This is a genomic window from Acinetobacter sp. YH12136, from assembly GCF_013418545.1.
Classification (GTDB): domain Bacteria; phylum Pseudomonadota; class Gammaproteobacteria; order Pseudomonadales; family Moraxellaceae; genus Acinetobacter; species Acinetobacter towneri.
The window spans coordinates 25,488-44,373 of record NZ_VPBV01000024.1 but is presented as its reverse complement, the minus strand read 5'-3'; the positions used below and the strand labels follow the sequence as shown (position 1 = coordinate 44,373).

The 18,886-nt window shown below is 37.5% G+C and carries 14 protein-coding genes; 2 read left to right on the top strand and 12 right to left on the bottom strand.

All coding sequences use genetic code 11. The features are described from left to right. Positions 1-160: 160 nt before the first annotated feature. On the top strand, positions 161-1,450 hold the full coding sequence (locus FTU71_RS11115) for a type II toxin-antitoxin system HipA family toxin (protein ID WP_004970273.1): 1,290 nt from the start codon (positions 161-163) through the stop codon (positions 1,448-1,450). Positions 1,451-1,467: 17 nt separating this feature from the next. On the opposite strand, the gene FTU71_RS11110 is transcribed toward FTU71_RS11115, so the two are convergent. Both FTU71_RS11110 and FTU71_RS11105 read right to left on the bottom strand, forming a co-directional pair. After that, positions 1,468-4,815: a DEAD/DEAH box helicase gene (locus FTU71_RS11110; protein ID WP_180112006.1), complete on the bottom strand. Its 3,348-nt coding sequence runs from the start codon at positions 4,813-4,815 to the stop codon at positions 1,468-1,470. Between the two features lie 347 nt (positions 4,816-5,162). Next, the gene (locus FTU71_RS11105) at positions 5,163-6,401 is read right to left on the bottom strand and encodes a hypothetical protein (protein WP_131261285.1); all 1,239 of its coding nucleotides are present in this window, start codon (positions 6,399-6,401) and stop codon (positions 5,163-5,165) included. Between the two features lie 213 nt (positions 6,402-6,614). Between FTU71_RS11105 and FTU71_RS11100 the strand changes: the two genes are divergently transcribed. Then, the gene (locus tag FTU71_RS11100; protein ID WP_180112005.1) at positions 6,615-7,985 is read left to right on the top strand and encodes a phosphomannomutase CpsG; all 1,371 of its coding nucleotides are present in this window, start codon (positions 6,615-6,617) and stop codon (positions 7,983-7,985) included. A 103-nt stretch (positions 7,986-8,088) separates the two neighbouring features. On the opposite strand, the gene FTU71_RS11095 is transcribed toward FTU71_RS11100, so the two are convergent. The 10 genes from FTU71_RS11095 to FTU71_RS11050 all read right to left on the bottom strand — a co-directional run bounded on the left by FTU71_RS11095 (position 8,089) and on the right by FTU71_RS11050 (position 18,886). Beyond that, a complete protein-coding gene (locus tag FTU71_RS11095; RefSeq protein WP_180112004.1) occupies positions 8,089-9,546 on the bottom strand; it encodes a capsule assembly Wzi family protein in 1,458 nt (485 codons plus the stop codon). 183 nt (positions 9,547-9,729) lie between these two features. Continuing rightward, the gene (gene galE, locus FTU71_RS11090; RefSeq protein ID WP_180112003.1) at positions 9,730-10,746 is read right to left on the bottom strand and encodes a UDP-glucose 4-epimerase GalE; all 1,017 of its coding nucleotides are present in this window, start codon (positions 10,744-10,746) and stop codon (positions 9,730-9,732) included. Next, the gene (gene pgi / locus FTU71_RS11085; RefSeq protein WP_180112002.1) at positions 10,739-12,412 is read right to left on the bottom strand and encodes a glucose-6-phosphate isomerase; all 1,674 of its coding nucleotides are present in this window, start codon (positions 12,410-12,412) and stop codon (positions 10,739-10,741) included. The genes galE and pgi overlap by 8 nt, the downstream gene beginning before the upstream one ends. Then, a complete protein-coding gene (locus FTU71_RS11080; RefSeq protein WP_180112001.1) occupies positions 12,412-13,665 on the bottom strand; it encodes a nucleotide sugar dehydrogenase in 1,254 nt (417 codons plus the stop codon). Before FTU71_RS11080 ends, pgi begins: the two co-directional genes overlap by 1 nt. A gap of 13 nt (positions 13,666-13,678) precedes the next feature. Then, positions 13,679-14,554: a UTP--glucose-1-phosphate uridylyltransferase GalU gene (gene galU, locus FTU71_RS11075; protein WP_180112000.1), complete on the bottom strand. Its 876-nt coding sequence runs from the start codon at positions 14,552-14,554 to the stop codon at positions 13,679-13,681. Positions 14,555-14,578: 24 nt separating this feature from the next. Then, complete coding sequence (locus FTU71_RS11070; RefSeq protein WP_180111999.1) at positions 14,579-15,202, bottom strand: sugar transferase; 624 nt, start codon at positions 15,200-15,202, stop codon at positions 14,579-14,581. A gap of 15 nt (positions 15,203-15,217) precedes the next feature. Beyond that, a complete protein-coding gene (locus FTU71_RS11065) occupies positions 15,218-16,030 on the bottom strand; it encodes a glycosyltransferase (protein ID WP_180111998.1) in 813 nt (270 codons plus the stop codon). Further along, positions 16,031-16,798: a glycosyltransferase family 2 protein gene (locus FTU71_RS11060; protein WP_180111997.1), complete on the bottom strand. Its 768-nt coding sequence runs from the start codon at positions 16,796-16,798 to the stop codon at positions 16,031-16,033. It lies immediately after the preceding gene. Between the two features lie 3 nt (positions 16,799-16,801). Continuing rightward, entirely contained in the window at positions 16,802-17,680 is an 879-nt protein-coding gene (locus FTU71_RS11055) for a glycosyltransferase family 2 protein (RefSeq protein ID WP_180111996.1), read from the bottom strand. 9 nt (positions 17,681-17,689) lie between these two features. Next, positions 17,690-18,886: an O-antigen polymerase gene (locus tag FTU71_RS11050; RefSeq protein ID WP_180111995.1), complete on the bottom strand. Its 1,197-nt coding sequence runs from the start codon at positions 18,884-18,886 to the stop codon at positions 17,690-17,692.

Here is an 18,886-nt window from a genome sequence, read left to right as displayed (position 1 = left end):
CGCCTTACAAAACTGTAAAGCGTATATTGCAAGAACGGACTGACCGCTACAAGTCGGAACTGACCGACTCAGGCTCTAGTTACACGCTTGGCAACAAGACATTAACAGAGTGCGAATTAGTCCTTGACTATGTTTGAATACATTTTAAGGAACAGGAACCATGAATACTGTTGCAGTCCTGAAATTAACATTACATCACGTTGTCGTTGGATACTTGGCAGGATTTCAGAGCGGAAAAAATATTCTGGTTTTCACAGATTCTTTTCACTTGGATCAGCAACGTCCGACCTTGAGCTTGCTTACTTCCCCTTTATATCCTCAAGCGGATAAGATTTTAGAAAAGACCTATGTTACACATCAGCGCTTACACCCCTTGCTATCAAATCTGCTACCAGAAGGTGCATTACGCGAACTCATAGCACAAAGCCTCAAAATACATATAGACAATGAATTTCAGTTATTGGCAGCTTTAGGTCATGACTTACCTGGGGCACTGATTGCAACCCCAGTAGATCCAGAAGAAATCCCAGATGGAATAAAATTTAAGCTTCAGATCTCGAATCCAGATCAGATATTAAAACAAGAGATTCGGACAAATAATAAGTTTTCCTTGGCTGGCGTCCAAATGAAGTTTTCCATGAAAGCCAAAGATGGGCGTTTTACATTAGCACAGGCAACGGAATCCAGCCTACTCGGTGATTGGATTGTCAAAACTCCTTCTACCAGACATGCTTTTGTTCCGCTGAATGAATACTCTATGATGATCCTTGCCAAAATGGTCGGAATAGATATCCCAGAGATTCGTTTGGTAGATATGGCACTCTTACAAGACCTTCCACCATTAAATCTACCCCAAGAGCAATATGCTTTTGCAATTAAGAGATTCGATAGGCAGAGTACTGCTAATACTACAGAGCTTATTCATATTGAAGATTTTGCTCAGATCTTTGGTTCATATCCACACCAGAAATACAGCACCACAAATTATGAGCAGATCGGTAAGATCATTTATCACTATTCAGATAACAAAATTTTTGATATTCAGCAATTTGCCAGCCGTTTACTCGTCAATATTTTACTCGCCAATGGAGATGCACACTTAAAGAACTGGAGTATGATTTATCACGATAAAACAACGCCAAGATTATCCCCTGCATACGATATATTGATGACAAGTGTATATATTGAAAATGAGCGTCATTTCGCCTTAAATCTTGCCAAAAATAAAGATTGGTATTTAGCTGAGATGAAACACTTTGAACAATGGGCTGAAAAAGTCGGTGTTCCATGGCGTGTTATTGAAAAACAACTTCACGCGATCATGGACAAAGCACGGTCGGTATGGCCAGTGCTATTACTAGACTTACCTATGATTTCTGTTCATAAAGAAAAATTAAGAGAACATTGGAAAAAATTGCATCCGGACTTTCAGATACTTACAGATGATTAGGGTAATCTGAAACCAAACTAAAATTTCTCAAACAAGTTCATCACGTCATTTTCCGTCAGTTTCGCTTCGCCTTCATGATCTGTACTTAGAATAGAGTGTGCCAGTTCTGCTTTATTTTGCTGTAAGGCAAGAATTTTTTCTTCTATGCTTTTATTAGTAATCAGCTTATAGACAAATACCGGCTTGTCCTGTCCAATCCGCCATGCACGATCTGAAGCTTGATCTTCAGCAGCAGGGTTCCACCATGGATCATAGTGAATGACCGTATCTGCGGCAGTTAGATTCAAACCGACCCCTCCTGCTTTCAGACTGATTAAAAATACCGGCACTTGTCCAGACTGAAACGCTGTAATGACTTCATCTCGCTTTTTGGTCTTTCCAGTCAGCTTCACATAGCCAATTTCTGCGTGATGGAACTGTTGTTCAATCAGTTCCAACATTGAGGTAAACTGAGAGAAGATAAGAATTTTTCGCCCCTCTTCCACCATTGGAACGACCATATCCATCAACTGTTCAAGTTTGGCAGAATGCGCCTGCCCAATTTTCACTGAATCCAGCTTTAGTAAGCTAGGATGGCAGCACACCTGACGTAGCTTCAGTAAGGCATCTAAAATTTGAATTTGACTACGTTTAAAGCCTTTTTCTGCCACAATTTTCTGAATGCTTGCCTGCATCGTGGCACGAACAGCCTCATATAACTTGGATTGCTGGTCATTCATATCAATATTGACTTCAATCGTGGTTTTTTCTGGCAACTCTTTGGCTACGTCAGTTTTCAAGCGACGTAAAATGAAGGGCTTAATCCGGTTGACCAACTTTTGTCTTAACTGCTCATCACCGCGCTTTTCAATCGGATGACGGTACTTTTTATTAAAAATTTCTTGTGAATATAAAAATCCTGGCATCAGGAAATAAAATAGTGCCCACAGCTCACCCAAATGATTTTCCATAGGTGTACCGGTTAGACATAGACGATGTCGCGCTGTTAATTGCCGTACTACCTGTGCAGCTTTGGCGCGCGGATTTTTGATATTCTGCGCCTCATCCAAAATGAGTTGATGATATTCATATTGCTTTAGTTGTTCTTCATCTCTCGCTAGAAGCGGATAGGTGGTTAACACAATATCATAGTGCGGAATCTGCTCAAAATTCTGATGGCGGTCGGGCCCCTGTAGCAGCAATACCTTGAGCTCAGGGGTAAATTTCTCCGCTTCTTTGAACCAGTTATGCATCAGCGATGTGGGTGCAACAATTAAGGCGGGACTGTCCTGCAAATATCCAGCCTGCTTTTCCATGAGTAAATGGGCTAAAGTTTGTGCTGTTTTCCCCAAGCCCATATCATCTGCCAGAATCCCGCCATGCTGGGTTTCCCTTAAAAACTGTAACCAGCCTAAGCCCTGCTGCTGGTATGGACGCAACTCCCCCTGAAAACCTTGTGGTGTCGGCAGTTGTTGCTGATAGCCTTGTTTGAATTTCTGTACAAATTGCTGCAGGCGATCACTGACCTGCCATGTCATCCCAAGATTATGCTGCAATTCTAATAATTGACTCGCATCATAGCGATCAATACTGCGCTCTTCTTGCTGTAAAATGCTCTGCAGATGTAACAATACCGGCTTAATATCCCTAGCGGATAACGCCAAATCAGGTTGATCAACTGCAGTTTTCACGGTGAAAATTTGACTGTCATGCAGATGAATAAAAGTCCGCGGATCAAGTAAATCAGGATTTACTCGCACCAAAGCTACGAGCGCATCAAGTAAATTATAAGAATTGCCTGCACTGTCTTGAACCGTCGCCCCGATATTGAACCAGTCCTGCTGGCCTTCAGATTCAGTGATAGAAATATTTAAATTTTCAACATATTGCAGGTTAAAGGGGCTGTTTTCCAGATGCTCTATCTGCCAGCCCATCAACTCAATTTGATTGATGGGCATCAGCTGTTTGATCCAGTCTCCATAGAAAGCAAAAACCATAGAATCGAGACGTTGTTTATCCAGTTTTAATTGCTGGTCATAACTAAGATCTTTCACCCACTTCAGTGATTCGACCAATAGCTGTAAACGCTGGATTGACTGTTGTTCCTGAACTAAGTCCCGAAGCTGTCGCACCATTTTGTCATGCTGCTCACCAATGAAACTGTCACCTGATGTACCTGCTTTAATTCGCCCGCCTGCATAGGAGAATTCAATTTCAGCACAAACAGACTCTTCCCATTTCCAATCAAATTTATCTAAAACACCGAAGCGTAAAATTGGCTGGGGACTACCCTCAAGGACATCAATATGCTGAATAGACTCGGGCTGAGGCAGATTTTTCACGTCTGAATATTGATGAGTCAGTTTCTCAAACTCTGGCAAGAGCATAGATGGAAGATCAGGCATCTGTAAAAAATGGTACAGAAGATTTGCCGTATATTCACCATATAACTGGCCCACCGTGTTCTGTTGAATATCCACATAACACGGTGGCTGGCTAGCGAGAATTTGGATATGTGGATTTGATTTTAAATCGAGTCGAATATCACCATTGACCAATTCAATATTTAAATGCTCTGTCTGTTTGTTTACACCTTGTTGCCAGATCAGTTCGATGTGATAGCCTTGTTCTGACCATTGAAGTGCAGTATGGCTCTTTTTTTGCCAGTACACATCGCCACTTTGAATAAAAGATTTGAAATGCTCCAATAAAATTCCGGAGATATCAAGATTGCTTTGATAAAAACGTTCGTCACTGTTTATTTTGGCATAATAATAAATCTGGTTAAATAATTGTCGTTTTTGTTCAGGTAAAGTCAGATGCTTTCTGGTGATATTTTCATATTGGGTATAATAACTTTCCCCCGCAATTGAGCCGTTTTTATTGCGTCTGGCCTTCTGAACATCAACTGTCAATTTCTTTAAGCTGACAGACTGATCTAACAGGTAAATTAAATAATTGTTTGTTTTGACAGATTGCTCTGGTTCAGTCTGTTGTAAATACCGTTTAAAATCATTCAACCAGCGCTGTGCCTGATCATCCCCCCGTAGGCGTTTTGCGATTCCCTGCGGGGATTGAGAGTCAGCATAACGCTGCTGAAATTCCTGGCGATATTCCTGAAAGAATAACCGCGCTAAAGCAGCAGCATGTTTACAGTTATATCCAACCGGACAAGTACAGTCGTCATCGATTAAACGGTCTTTTTGGGGATTATAGGTAATTGCAGTATCGTAATAATCTGTCCCTTCAATTTGGGCATACATCGTAACCCCGTCTTTTTCCTCAAAGAACTCAATCGTTTCCCTATCAATGCGTTTAGCATAGCTCAGACTGCGCTGAAGAGTTGCTGTACTAAAGCGAGATAGAAAATTGATCAATGAGGACATAATTACCAGACACTAAAAATGTTTATACAATTATAACGGACAAAGGTGTCAATTCAGAATAGTAGCCGAACGGCCCAACCTGAGCATAACTTGGATTCACTCAAAAGGAATATTGTAAATAAAGACTACTTTTTGCATAAACATTCAAAGCCAAACCTCTCTAAGCCATTCAAATTTAAGTGAAAACTTAGGAATTTAGTTTACCTAATTCTGTCAATCTATTCAGCACTGCTACACGTCAAAATATATTACAAAGACTTGCTAATCAATGAATCTTTGTCATCACTGCTAATATCGCTATTGCAAGCCCAAGCTTCACCTTATTCCAGACCCAAACCTCAATATGTCTACATCATCACAGCATGCATTTCCCACACATATTGACTGCGCATCAATTGCTTTAATTGTTTAAGGTCTTGATATTTTTCCAGTATCTCTTGCGCTCGAGCTAATTTTTGTTGAACATGTCGATAGTCTTGCTCATATTTTCGATACAAATCCTGCACTTTAATTTTACGGTTAGAATATAAAAACTGACTCCAATTAAAAGAGTAAATAATGTCATCCACTTGCATTTGCAAAGTTTCTAACTGTTCTTCTAAAAGCAGGTTATACGCTTTTAATTGTTGATTGGCGAAAGACAAATTATGCTGCTGACCCAACTGAATTTGCAAATTTAACAATGTCAATAAATCATTGGCTTCATAAGCCTGATTGGCTTGCTGCATCAATACGGTTTTTTCTTGTTTTTTCTGCTCATCTTGCTCACGATCTGGGTGAATCCACGCTGTAATTTTTAAGTAAATCGCTTTAATGGACTGATTTGCTAGTTTCTTGGCTTCTTCACGCTGTTGCTGTTTTTTTGCTGCTTTGGCTTTTTCACGGGCAATTTGCTGTTCGGCAAAAGCTTTTTGCGCACTACTCAACTGACTTAAAAAATCCAGCTCCTCTTGTTCTTGCATTTTTTGTTCAAATTTTTTTATAAAGTCATCTAAATCTAATGGATCATGCTGAAAATCAAAAAAATCTAAATCTAGGTCATATTCTTCACAAAGAAAATGCTTCAAACTTTCTAGCTTGAGCTGTGCCAAGCGCTCTTGTTCAGACTCATCATGTTCAAAACTATTTTGTTCACATTGTTCAACATTTTCGTCTTCTGACTCTGTTGCTGTTTTAGCTTCAGATCTTAAATCCACATCATCTGTGTCTAGCAATTCAATATGATGCCCATAACTGTTCAGCAATTCTGTTAAAAACTGAACTTGTTCGGTAGACATCTGCTGCGAATCCAAAAGTTGTAAACTGAGTTGCTCAATTTTTTGATCCAGCTTAGTTTGCTGGGCTGCCGTCACTTTTTGTTGTTTTTGCTGAAGCAATTGTTGAATTTGCTGAAATATAACTTCACGCAATTGCGCATAAGTCGGTAAAATTTCACGGCTGGCACGTGCCTGTATATCGGCTTGTGCGGTCTGCCATTCATTCAAACGTAGCTGTTCCTGCTCAATTTTTTGGCATAATTTCTGAAATTTTTTCTGTGGCGCAGAAAGTTTCTGCTCTGGCTCTAAAGTACTTTTCTGTAATTCCATCTTCAATCATATCGAACACATAAGTCTGAGCCGTATTTTAACCAACTTCTTACTCATTAAAAACGCCTTTGCCCATCACCACATCTTTTCTCATCCATAGTCTTTGACCTGAAACATCTTCAAGCAATTGATCTTCCATTCTATACAGCACATTACACACAGTTCGATTATCATAGGCAGCAATACGATTTTTCCAAATATTTAGGACAATACATGAGCACATTAACCTGTTTTAAAGCCTATGACATTCGCGGAAAATTGGGCACAGAACTCAATGAAGAGATTGCCTATAAAATTGGTCGTGCTTACGGACAAATTTACCAACCTAAAACCGTTGTAATTGGCTGCGATATTCGCCTTAGCAGCGAAGGCTTAAAGCAAGCCACCATTCGTGGTTTAAATGATGCAGGGGTCAATGTGCTCGACTTGGGAATGACAGGCACAGAAGAAGTCTATTTCGCAGCTTTTCATTTAGACGTGCAAGGTGGCATTGAAGTGACTGCCAGCCATAACCCCATGGACTACAACGGCATGAAACTGGTACGTGAAAATGCACGTCCGATTAGTGCCGATACCGGCCTAAAAGACATTCAGGCTTTGGCAGAATCGGGCGAATTTACCCCAGTTGAGCACAAAGGTAGCACTCAAAGCTACAATATTTTGCCTCAATTTATTGACCATTTAATGACGTATATCGAGCCTAGCAAAATTCGCCCAATGAAACTGGTCATGAATGCAGGCAATGGCGCTGCAGGGCATGTGGTCGATGCGATTGAAGAAAAATTTAAAGCCCTGAATATCCCTGTTGAGTTTGTCAAAATTCATAATGATGCCGATGGCACCTTCCCCAATGGTATCCCCAACCCCATTTTAGTGGAAAACCGTGACAGTACCCGTAATGCCGTATTAGAACATCAAGCCGACATGGGCATTGCATGGGATGGTGACTTTGACCGCTGCTTCCTATTCGATGAAAAAGGTCAATTCATTGAAGGTTATTATATTGTTGGCTTATTGGCACAGGCATTTTTACTCAAACAAGCAGGCGAGAAAATCGTGCATGACCCACGTTTAGTCTGGAATACCTTTGATGTGGTCGCTCAATATCAGGGTGAAGCGATTCAATCTAAATCTGGGCATGCCTTTATTAAAGATGTGATGCGTGAGCACAATGCCGTTTACGGCGGTGAAATGAGCGCACACCACTATTTCCGTGATTTCGCCTATTGTGACAGCGGGATGATTCCATGGCTATTGGCGGTTTCGGTATTGTCTGAAACAGGACAATCGCTATCAAGTCTAGTCGAAGAAATGATTGCCAAGTTCCCATGTTCAGGGGAAATTAACTTTAAAGTGGCCGATACTCAAGCCACCCTCCAAAAAATCTTTGAGCATTATGCTAGCCAAAACCCAGCAATTGACCAAACCGATGGCGTGAGTCTTGACTTTGGGGCATGGCGTTTTAATGTCCGTGCGTCAAATACCGAACCATTATTGCGCTTAAATATTGAAAGCCGTCGTGACCACAATCCACGCCCGATGCAGGACTATGTGGATGAGTTGACGCAGTTGATTCAAGGTTAAATTGTTCTGCATGCTAATAAAAAACCATTCAACTTATCATATAGGTTGAATGGTTTTATTTTTAGCTGAATTTCCGATGGGTTCTCTAAAAACGGACAGCTTATTAAAATAATGAGCGATCCAATGGAATTTTGACTCCAATAGATACTCCCGCATCTTGACCATAGACATCAGAATCACTCACCCATCCATTCAGTTTCAATGGCGCATTTGGTTTTAAGTAATGTGTCCAAGTAAGATCTAAAGCTTTAATTTCATCTTTTTGAGTAAATGCCTGATTATTTATCGAATTTGATTGATTAACTTTTGCCACCATTACTCGCCCATTTAAGCGATTCATAACATCAAAGCGAATATCTCCACCAAGACTTACCATTTGACCATCCCCGCCCATGACATGCCCTAACGGGAAGCCGTGTTGATAATAGCCATCTGTATATATATGATGATCGTAAGAAATACCAAGCGCATCACCATTGGTTCGTGTATCTGCCCACTCTGCATAAATTTGATAAGGCATGCTATTCAGTTGAGAGGAATAATCAACTCCAGCCAAATACATTTTCTTAGAAGGTAGAAGTCCTGCCTCATCCTCACCCACATATTGAGCATACATACTCATGGGGATGTCTGTAAAATGATTCAGATTCAAGCGCGCATCAAAACCTGCTATTTGATTCGATGCATTGTCTTCACCAACACATACACCCTCATTACATCCATTATCTTTCCCAACAAAAGCATTCCAATATGCTTTTAAGCTACCTGGTTGCCCTTGACCATCAATTTGAAAAGTTCTTGAGGCACCGAGCTCAAGATAAGGCAATGGCTGTGCAGTTAGACGCAGCCCTAATAGTTTGGCATCTGGAATCGCACTGTAGTCATCTAATTGACCTGCAAAAGCTTGATATTGCCAAGGTCCAATCCAAGACAACCACTTTGTTTCAAAGGCCTGTTGTTCCGCTCTTTGCATAGTAAAACCATAAACAGGGCGACTCGCATCACCACGGATTAGGCTTCCTTCATGTCCAGGTCCCCAATAGGTCGGGATTTGCCCAGCAATGAGCCATTGATTCCACAATTTTCCTGCAATATAAGAACCTTCTAAATTGACATCATGTCCATGGTCAATGATTGGATCTTTTTCAGTATTGACTCGCAGTCTTGCATCCCACTGCGTTCCACCTGCATTCAATTCAAGGGCCGCTTGATATTGCGATTTTTGCTCATCTGCAAATTTTTGCGGGATGTTCTGTGGATCTGTTTCAGCAAATAAAGCGAGCTTAATAGAGGTATTTTCTGCTTCTAAATTTGCCATGACCGAATTGACAACTTTCTGCTGAGCATTATTTTCAATTTTGGCAGTAGATAATGCACGCTGAATTTCTTCACCACTCAATGGCCAAGTCGAAGTGCTGATTTGAATCACACCTTGTTGGTTCAGCCAATTTAGATCTGTACGTAGACCATCATTATTCAAAATGATCCCTTGAGCGTAAACCGGCAGAGCTAGAGAAGAAAAAATGGCAAATGATAAAACCCTAAGAGCTTGATATTTCATATATTATTTCAGTCAATTTATCTTTCACATATGATAACGATTTTTTTCAAACAAAAGATAAGATCTATCATCATTTTTGCACAATCAATACACGACTCACGACTTAAGTTAAGTAGTGAGAAGTATGGCAAATACAAAATTTGCCATACTGTATTTAATGAATTTACACACTAAATTTAAATCTTAGTTGTATCCATTTGGATTTTGCTTTTGCCAGTTCCAGCTATCCTTCAACATATCTTCTAAACCATATTGAGGCTGCCAATCTAACTCTGCGATAGCACGGGCATTATCAGCAAATGAAGTTGCAACATCACCTTCTCGACGAGGTACATATTCAAAAGGTATCTCAACACCATTCACTTTTTCAAAAGTATCTCGAATTTGTTTTACTGAAATTCCATTGCCTGTACCAATATTCCAAGCGCGGCATCCTTGTGTTTTTAAACGATGATTCAATGCGCATAAATGTGCATTGGCCAAATCAACCACATGAATATAATCACGCACACCTGTACCATCTACCGTGTCATAATCATTGCCAAAAATTGACAACTTATCACGACGGCCGACTGCCACCTGTGTGACATAAGGCATCAAATTATTGGGTATCCCTTGTGGGTCTTCACCAATTTGACCACTTTGATGTGCCCCTACAGGGTTAAAATAACGCAGCAATGCAATTGACCAGCGCTCATCTGCAGCCGATAATTTTTCTAGTAATTGCTCGACAATCAGTTTGGTATAGCCATAGTTATTACTTGGCATACCTGTAGGCATGGTTTCATTCAAGGGTGAAATATTGGCTTCATCATAAACTGTTGCCGATGAACTAAAGACCAACTTAAAGACTTGAGCACGCTCCATCGCTTTAACTAAGCTAATAGAACCTGAGATATTATTTTCAAAATATTTTAGTGGCTCTTTTTGGCTTTCACCCACAGCTTTTAAGCCTGCAAAGTGAATCACTGCATCAATAGAATGATGCTGAAAAATTTGATCTAAAATTTGCTGATCGAGAATATCACCTTCAACAAAGTCTAATTTTTTAGTTGTCAGTGCCTGAACACGTGCTAATGACTCGACAGAACTGTTGGATAAATTATCCAGTACAACAACCTCATGCCCTGCGGTTAAAAGTTCAATACAGGTATGAGAACCAATATAACCCGCGCCACCAGTTACTAAAATTTTAGCCATTATTCTTTCCTAATAGTATCTGCAATAAACCTTGTGTTGAGGCGTCTAGCGCAGAAAGATCATTCTGTTCCCCATTCAAAATAGGCAGTAACTGATTGGCAATTTCCTTACCTTTTTCTACACCCCATTGATCAAACGGGTTAATGTTCCAAAGCACCGACTGTACAAAAACTTTATGTTCATACATTGCAATCAACATGCCCAAACTATATGGATTTAGCTCTTGCAATAAAATGGTTGAACTTGGTTGATTACCTTCATATTGTTTATATTCCGGCAAATCTTGTACTTCTTGTTGATTTAAAGCTTGATTACCAAATGCCAGTAAGCGCGATTGAGCCAAACAATTGGATAAGGCCAAATGATGCTGTTCCACCAGCGCCTCTGCATTATCGACATAGGTAAATTGTTGTGCCTGATAGCGCTGCACTGGCGCAATAAAATCACAACTCACTGCTTGACTACCTTGATGCAGCAATTGATAAAAAGCATGCTGCGCATTTGGTCCCACTTCTCCCCATATAATCGGACAAGTGTCTAGATCTACTTTTTTCCCATCGCGTTGAATCGATTTACCATTCGATTCCATTTCTAACTGCTGCAAATAAGAGGCGAAATATTTCAAACGCCCATCATAGGGCAGTACTGCATGAGTCTGAATATCAAGGAAATTATTATTCCACGCACCCAATAAGCCCATTAATACAGGAATATTTTGTTCGAAAGGTGCCGTCTGAAAATGCTGGTCTACTGCATATGCGCCAGCTAACAGTTGTTTAAAGCCATCAACACCAATTGTCAGTGCAATCGGTAAACCAATACATGACCAAAGTGAATAGCGACCGCCTACCCAATCCCAGAGCAAAAATTGGTTTTCGGCTGCAATACCCCATTCTGTCATTTTATCTGCTTTGGTAGATACGCCAATAAAATGATGCTTTAAAATTTGTGATTCTTGTCCAAGTGCTTTTTCGAGCCATAACCGCACTGTTTGCGCATTGGATAAGGTATCAATGGTCCCGAACGATTTTGAAGAAATAATAAATAGCGTGGTTTCGGGGCGAAGTTGATGCAATAAATCTGAAAGCTGACTACCATCAATGGTCGACACAAAATGCACATTGAGTGGCTTATGTGTGGATTTTTTGAAATCAGATAAGGCATGACTGACCATCAGTGGTCCTAAGTCTGACCCTCCGACCCCAATATTGACCACGTCTTGAATGACTTCACCCGTTGCACCGCGGCATTGGCCGGCATGAATTTTTTCTACCAAAGCATACATACGCTCAAGTTGTGTATGCACTTGTTCTGCTAATTCAGGATGAGACTGATCATCTTTAGGTAACCGTAGCGCCCAATGCATGGCTGCACGCTGTTCGGTATAGTTAATTTCTTCAGTAGAAAATAAACGCTTTATCCACGACGTTAAATCTTGTGTCTGTGCCCACTGGACTAGATTTTTGACAACGGGCTGATTGACTCTATGTTTACTAAAATCAAAAACCACCGGCTCTAAAGGCACAGAAAATTTTTCGAATCGCTGAGGGTCTTCAGCAAAGAGTTCTGTTAAATGCTTATTTTCAAATTCAGTTTTCAAACTATGAAGACTGCCTAAAACTGAATCTAAATGTTCGACCGTATAGGGTTGAGTTTTAACAGCCATTAACGTCCTACCCCCATATATGCAAAACCTTGAGACTTCACATATGCTGGATCATAAATATTGCGCCCATCCAAAATAAGCGGATGCTGCATGGTTTTAAGCAATTCGGTATAATTTGGACTCCAATATTGTTTCCATGCAGTCAATAAACACAAAGCATGTGCATCTTGCACTGCCTCATATTGCTCTGTGCAATATATAAGATCAGGTCGCTCACCATATATTTTTTTAATTTCTTCCAAGGCTTGAGGGTCGTGTAATTTAACTTTTACACCTTGAGCCCATAGTGCTGCCAACATGGCATGAATAGGAGATTGTCGCGTACTGGAGGTTTTTTCTTTAAATGCAGCGCCCCATATTGCAACAGTTTTCCCTTTTAAATCACCATGATAATAATTCCATAATTTGCGGAATAAAACTTCTTTTTGCTGCTCATTAATTTCCCAAACTTGAGCTAGTAATTGGCTATTTGCACCAACACCTGACACCGTATGCGTTAGGGTCTGAATATCATGTGAAAAGTTTTCTCCACCAAAGCCTGCCCCCGGATAGAGATAAGATCCACCAATACGATTATCCGCAGCCATCCCCTGACGAACTGACTCAATATCAATGCCTAACTTCTCAGCAACCATTGCCAAGTCATTAATATAACTAATTCGTGTCGCCAACATGCCAGAGATACTTAACTTGGTAAATTCAGCATCTAAAATGGGCATAAATAAATATTGCTGCTGACGTGGGAATAAAGGGCGTAAGAATTCCTTAATTTTAATTTGAGCAACATTCGATGCAGCCCCAACAATCAACTGCTTGGCTTGGGCAAAGCTTTGTAACGCGTTTCCTTCCTGAATCATGTCGGGTAAATAGACCCACTCATCTTCATGCAAAATTTTTGCAAATTTTTCTGTCCCATGTAGTCCTAAAGTAGACGCATTGATCATCAGTTTAGGGTGAATAATGGGACGTTGTTTGATGTTTTGAAGAATTTCAATACATTGCTTTTCTTCAGCTGGGTTAAAACTGAAGAAATAAGCATCTGCATCTAATGGAATATTATTAAAGTCGCAGTATTTTAAAAAATTACTTTGTTGTTTGTTGAGTAGGTTTTTGACCGCTTCATCTTGCATATATACCTGTTCACTATCAGGTTTTTTGAGCAACATGCACCAAAAAACCTGATGTCCACATTCTGCCAACAAAGCAGCAAACACGCCCGAAAAAAGCGTTTGACCAAAGACTGCAACTTTCATCAAAACTCCTCAATTACAATTTGAGTTCTTGAATTAAGGCTTTAAACTCTTCACCCAATTTGGGATGATCTACACCATAATGTAAAACCGCTTTCAAATAGCCAATTTTACTGCCGCAATCAAAAGTTTGACCTTTGATCCGATAGGCTTCCACCGTATCGGTCGCTTGCAAAGCTGCAATTGCATCGGTCAACTGAATCTCATTACCTGCCCCTTTAGGCGTGTTCTCAAGTAATTGCATAATTTTGGCAGGTAAAATATAGCGGCCCACTACCGATAAATTTGATGGCGCAGTGCCGACGGTGGGTTTTTCCACAATACCTTGCATTTGAATGCTATGCCCTTCTGCAGGTATAGATGCAACATCGACAACCCCATATTGATCGACCATATGATCAGGCACAGCTTCAACCATAATTTGAGATGCTTGAGTTTCATCAAAACGTTGAATCATCAAACTCAAATCATTGGTTTCTGATGAATCTTTTACAAGAACATCTGGTAATAGCACAGCAAAATCATCATCACCTACTACAGCTTTAGCACACAGTACAGCATGACCTAAACCAAGTGGCTGTGGCTGACGTACGCTAATCACACTGACATGAGGCGGTAAAATTTCGGTAATTTCTTTGAGTAAATCAAATTTCTTTTTATGTTCTAGAGTGGTTTCCAGCTCAAAGTTACGATCAAAATAGTTTTCAATGGATGCTTTTGAGGAATGGGTAACAAGAATAATCTGTTCAATGCCAGCAGCAACTGCTTCTTTCACAACGTATTCAATTGCTGGACGGTCAACCACTGTGACCATTTCTTTGGGAATAGATTTACTCGCAGGTAGAAACCGTGTACCAAGGCCTGCGACTGGGAGAATGGCTTTTTTGATCATATGACTCATTGTGATAAAAATAAATTATTTACGAATTGATTCAGACTGAGAATTATTTTTGCTTGAAAAACGGACAGCTCCAACCTCTTGGTCCGGAGCATTAATACCTTCTTTCTTTAACATGACTTCAACTGTTTTAAACATAATGTTAAAATCAAGCCATATCGTATGAGTATCGACATATTGTACATCTAACTCAAATTTTTCTTCCCATGAAAGATTATTACGACCACTGACTTGAGCGAGCCCTGTCATACCTGGCTTTACTTCATGTCGTCGCATTTGCTCAGCAGTGTAGTGTTCCAAAAAATCTTTCATTTGTGGACGAGGGCCCACAATACTCATGTCACCCTTTAAAACATTTAAAAGTTGTGGCATTTCATCTAATGTTGTTGCGCGTAATTTATGTCCGAATGGTGTAATTCGTTGATCATCTGGCAAAGGATTTCCTTCTTTATCAAATGCATCTTTCATCGATCGGAACTTTATCATTTTAAAAAGTTTGCCATCTTTACCTGGACGGTCTTGTAAAAAGAATATCGGTGATCCCAACTTTTTGCGTACTTGATAGGCAACATATGCGAATATAGGAGAGAGTACAATCAGTGCTAAAGTAGCAATTACTAAATCTAAAAGCCTTTTAAGCATTTTACTAAAACCCTGTTATGTATTTTGTTTAAAGATAGCTTGATCTAAACACTTCTCATTTAGTTTGGTCTTGTTTAAGTCAAAAAACCATCCCCATTTATGAAAATATTTTATCGCACTTTCTAAGTGAGCTTTCAGTAATTTAGCATTTTTATATGAAGCTTGTTCATGATGATGTATCACCGTTGCAAGAGGATAGTAGATTGTACCAAATTTTTCAGCGCATCTTCTTGATAAATCAACATCCTCCATGTACATAAAGAAGCGCTCATCAAAACCATCTAATTCTAATAAACAATTAGATTTAAAAAGCATGAAACAACCAGATAAATAAGGCACGAAATAAGGTTTACTAAGATCTAAATCTTTCAATAAATAATTTTGATCAAGTTTCTCCGCCAACTTAGATGAAAATCTGCGTGCAAACAGGTTTAATGCACTTGGTAATAATCGCGCACCGAACTGATTCTCTCCACTAGGGTACACGATTTTAGGCAAGAATAGGCCTTCAGTACGGGTTTCAGCAAAATCTAATATTTTTTGAAATTCACTTTGAGTAAACTGAATATCAGGATTACAAATCAGGAAATAATCACTTTCTCTTGCATACTTTTGAATTGCAAGATTATGACCATATCCAAATCCAAAATTTCCTGCTGATTTCTCGTATATGACTTTGGGATGATGAAACTTTGAAGCCCAATCACTTTCATCATTATCGACAAGTATAACTTTTTCAATCACTTCGCAAGCACATAGGCTATCTAAGGTCTCTTTTAAATCATTGTAACTATGTTTATATATAACGATTGAAGCAAAAATTTTCATCTATCTAATATACCGAAATGGGAATTTTAAGTACTCGAAGACCAAGGATAAAATTAAAAAAAGTAAATTAATCTTATTATATCTAAACAATATCATATTTGCAGTAATAAAGCCTTTATGCATTGCATAAATGTTAGATGATAAGCCAGAATCACCAATAGGTTTTTTAAATCCACTTGCCAGAGGATAGTCTATAAAAAAAATCTTTTTTTTACCTTCATTGTTTATAATCCAACATAAGTAATCCTCGCAGTGACTTAAATTTTCATTAAAAGCTATAAATCCTTCTCTTAGAGCCATTACTGTAGGAGTTGCAATATATTGCTTAAAAATAAACTTACTAATCGATATTGATTTACATTTATTTTTTAACTTATATTTATTGAGGTCAAAATCACCCAAAGGTGAATACAAGTGAAATGTAAAAGATAAATTATCCTTCTCCATAAGATCATATTGTATTTTCAATTTATCTTTATCCCAGACATCATCAGAGTCCAAAAAAGCAATATATTTTGATTTTGATAATAATATACCCTTATTTCTTGCTACTGATGGCCCAGAATTTAGCTGAGAAATAATTTTTATATCAATTTTTGATTTCTTTTTTAATCTAAAAATAATATCAACAGTATTATCCTGAGAACCATCATCCACACATATTATTTCTCGCGGATATATAGTTTGATCTAAAACTGACAAAATAGATTTCTCAATAGTTTTTGAAGAATTAAAGCATGGTATTATTACAGAAACATCACAATACAAAATTCACCCCTTAAAAAAACCACTTAATTTTAACTTAAAATACAATAATATTCTTTTCAAATCAAATATATTAAAGTGATTCACTAACTTTTTTAATAGCACAAAAACATTTATTAACTTTGGATCATTATTATACAAGTGAGAAAACAAAATTTCTTTTTGATATTCATTAAGATGATGCTTTTCTGAAAATCTATTAAATGCTTTAAGTCCTTTTTCTAACTTAAAGTTAGATATCCTTTCAAAAGGATGAGATATATCATGAACATAAGAATATTTTTTAATATTTAAAGCATATCCTTTAGTTTTACTAAGAATGTGATACCAACATTCTATATCCTGCCACATAGGCATTTCTTCATCAAAACCTATCTCTTTAAGTATTGATGTTTTAATAAATACTTGGTTAGTAATGTAATTATTATAAAGTATATCTTCACTGAAAACTTTTTCTTTCTTAAATTTATCACCTAAGAAATTAATAACGAATTTATTTTTTTCTTTTTTAACGATTATATTGGAAAATAAAAAGACCGGAGAACTTTTACAATTTAAAAAATACTCAACAAAACTTTCTACTCGATTTTTTTCAAAGTAGTCATCATCATCCAACCCTGTTATAAAAAAACCGTTAGCATTTGCTATAGCAATATTTCTACTTTTGCACGCACCACTATTATTTTCTTTAAAATAATAGTGTAGTCTATTATCTTTTTTTGCCATTTCAACTAGAAGCTCTCTAGTACCATCTATTGAACCATCATCAACAACAATAACCTCTATATTATGATATGTTTGATTTAGCACAGAAAGAATTGCTCTTTCCAACAAAAACTTCCTATTATATGTTGGTATATAAACCGTTACTAATGGATTGTTCAATTTACCACCTCATTTTATATAATGAATTAAATTTTTATAAATTGAATAGAAGAAAATGTAACCTAACAACAATAAAACTCCATATGATAAAATACTAATCTGAAAAAGACTGAAATAAAACATAAGGGAAATAAATATTAAATATTTAACCCTAATGCCTGAATCAATAATAATTTTATTTAAACTAAGGACCAAGAACACAAATAAAAATACAAATATAGGTGCCATTAAACCAAAATCATAGTAAAATAAAGAATAAAATGTAGAATAGGCATTATAATAAATATCAGTTCTTATCGAGTACAAAGTGAATTCACTAAAAATCTCAGAGATATGTCCTTGAGGCAACCCACCAAAACCACTCCCTAAAAAATAAAAAAATGGTGCAAAAAAACCTTCAAAAACAGAACTAAAAGGATAACCATTATTCAACAAAATATTTGTATCAATTTTCTGAGACATTAAAAATGGTGGAATGACATGATATTCAAACAATACCAATAATTCATCCAAGTATGAAAAATAATCAACATCATCATTAAAAGATCTAATTAGAACAGTAAAAAGTGATAACATTGAAAAAATTATAAAAACAGGAGAATATTTTTTTATATAATCATACCATCTCCCCCCTTGTATAATTGTTTTGTAATACAAAATAAGCAAAACAATATACATATTAAATCTACCAGCAAAAGAAAGATTATATAAAACCATAGATATTAAAATGATATAAAATATAAAATTCTTTTTTTTTGAATCAATAATAAGTATTAAATAAAACCATATTAATACGGATATATAAAATTGAGTCATAATTGCAAAAAACATACTCCCATAAGCCTTTTCACGAATAAAACTTGTCGAAAAGTAATTACCCCTTAAATAGTCAAAGCCAAGCTCTTTCCCCATAAAGTATAGAACGACTGTGGGTTTTAAAATAAAAAATAAAACAATAATTAATAAAAAATAATCCCAAAGACCAATATCTCTATCCTTACCGCTATATTTTATTATATTTTTTTTCTCAGGAAAGGAAAAAAAAAGCATAGCTACAATAGAAGCTATATACAGACTAACCACCAAAAAAAAAGTTGTATCAGTATATTTATATGCAAAACCATCATAGAAAATATACATCAACAATTGAAAAATCATAAAAAATAGGGGTGGTAGCATTATATCTGCAATTTTTATTTCTTTCAC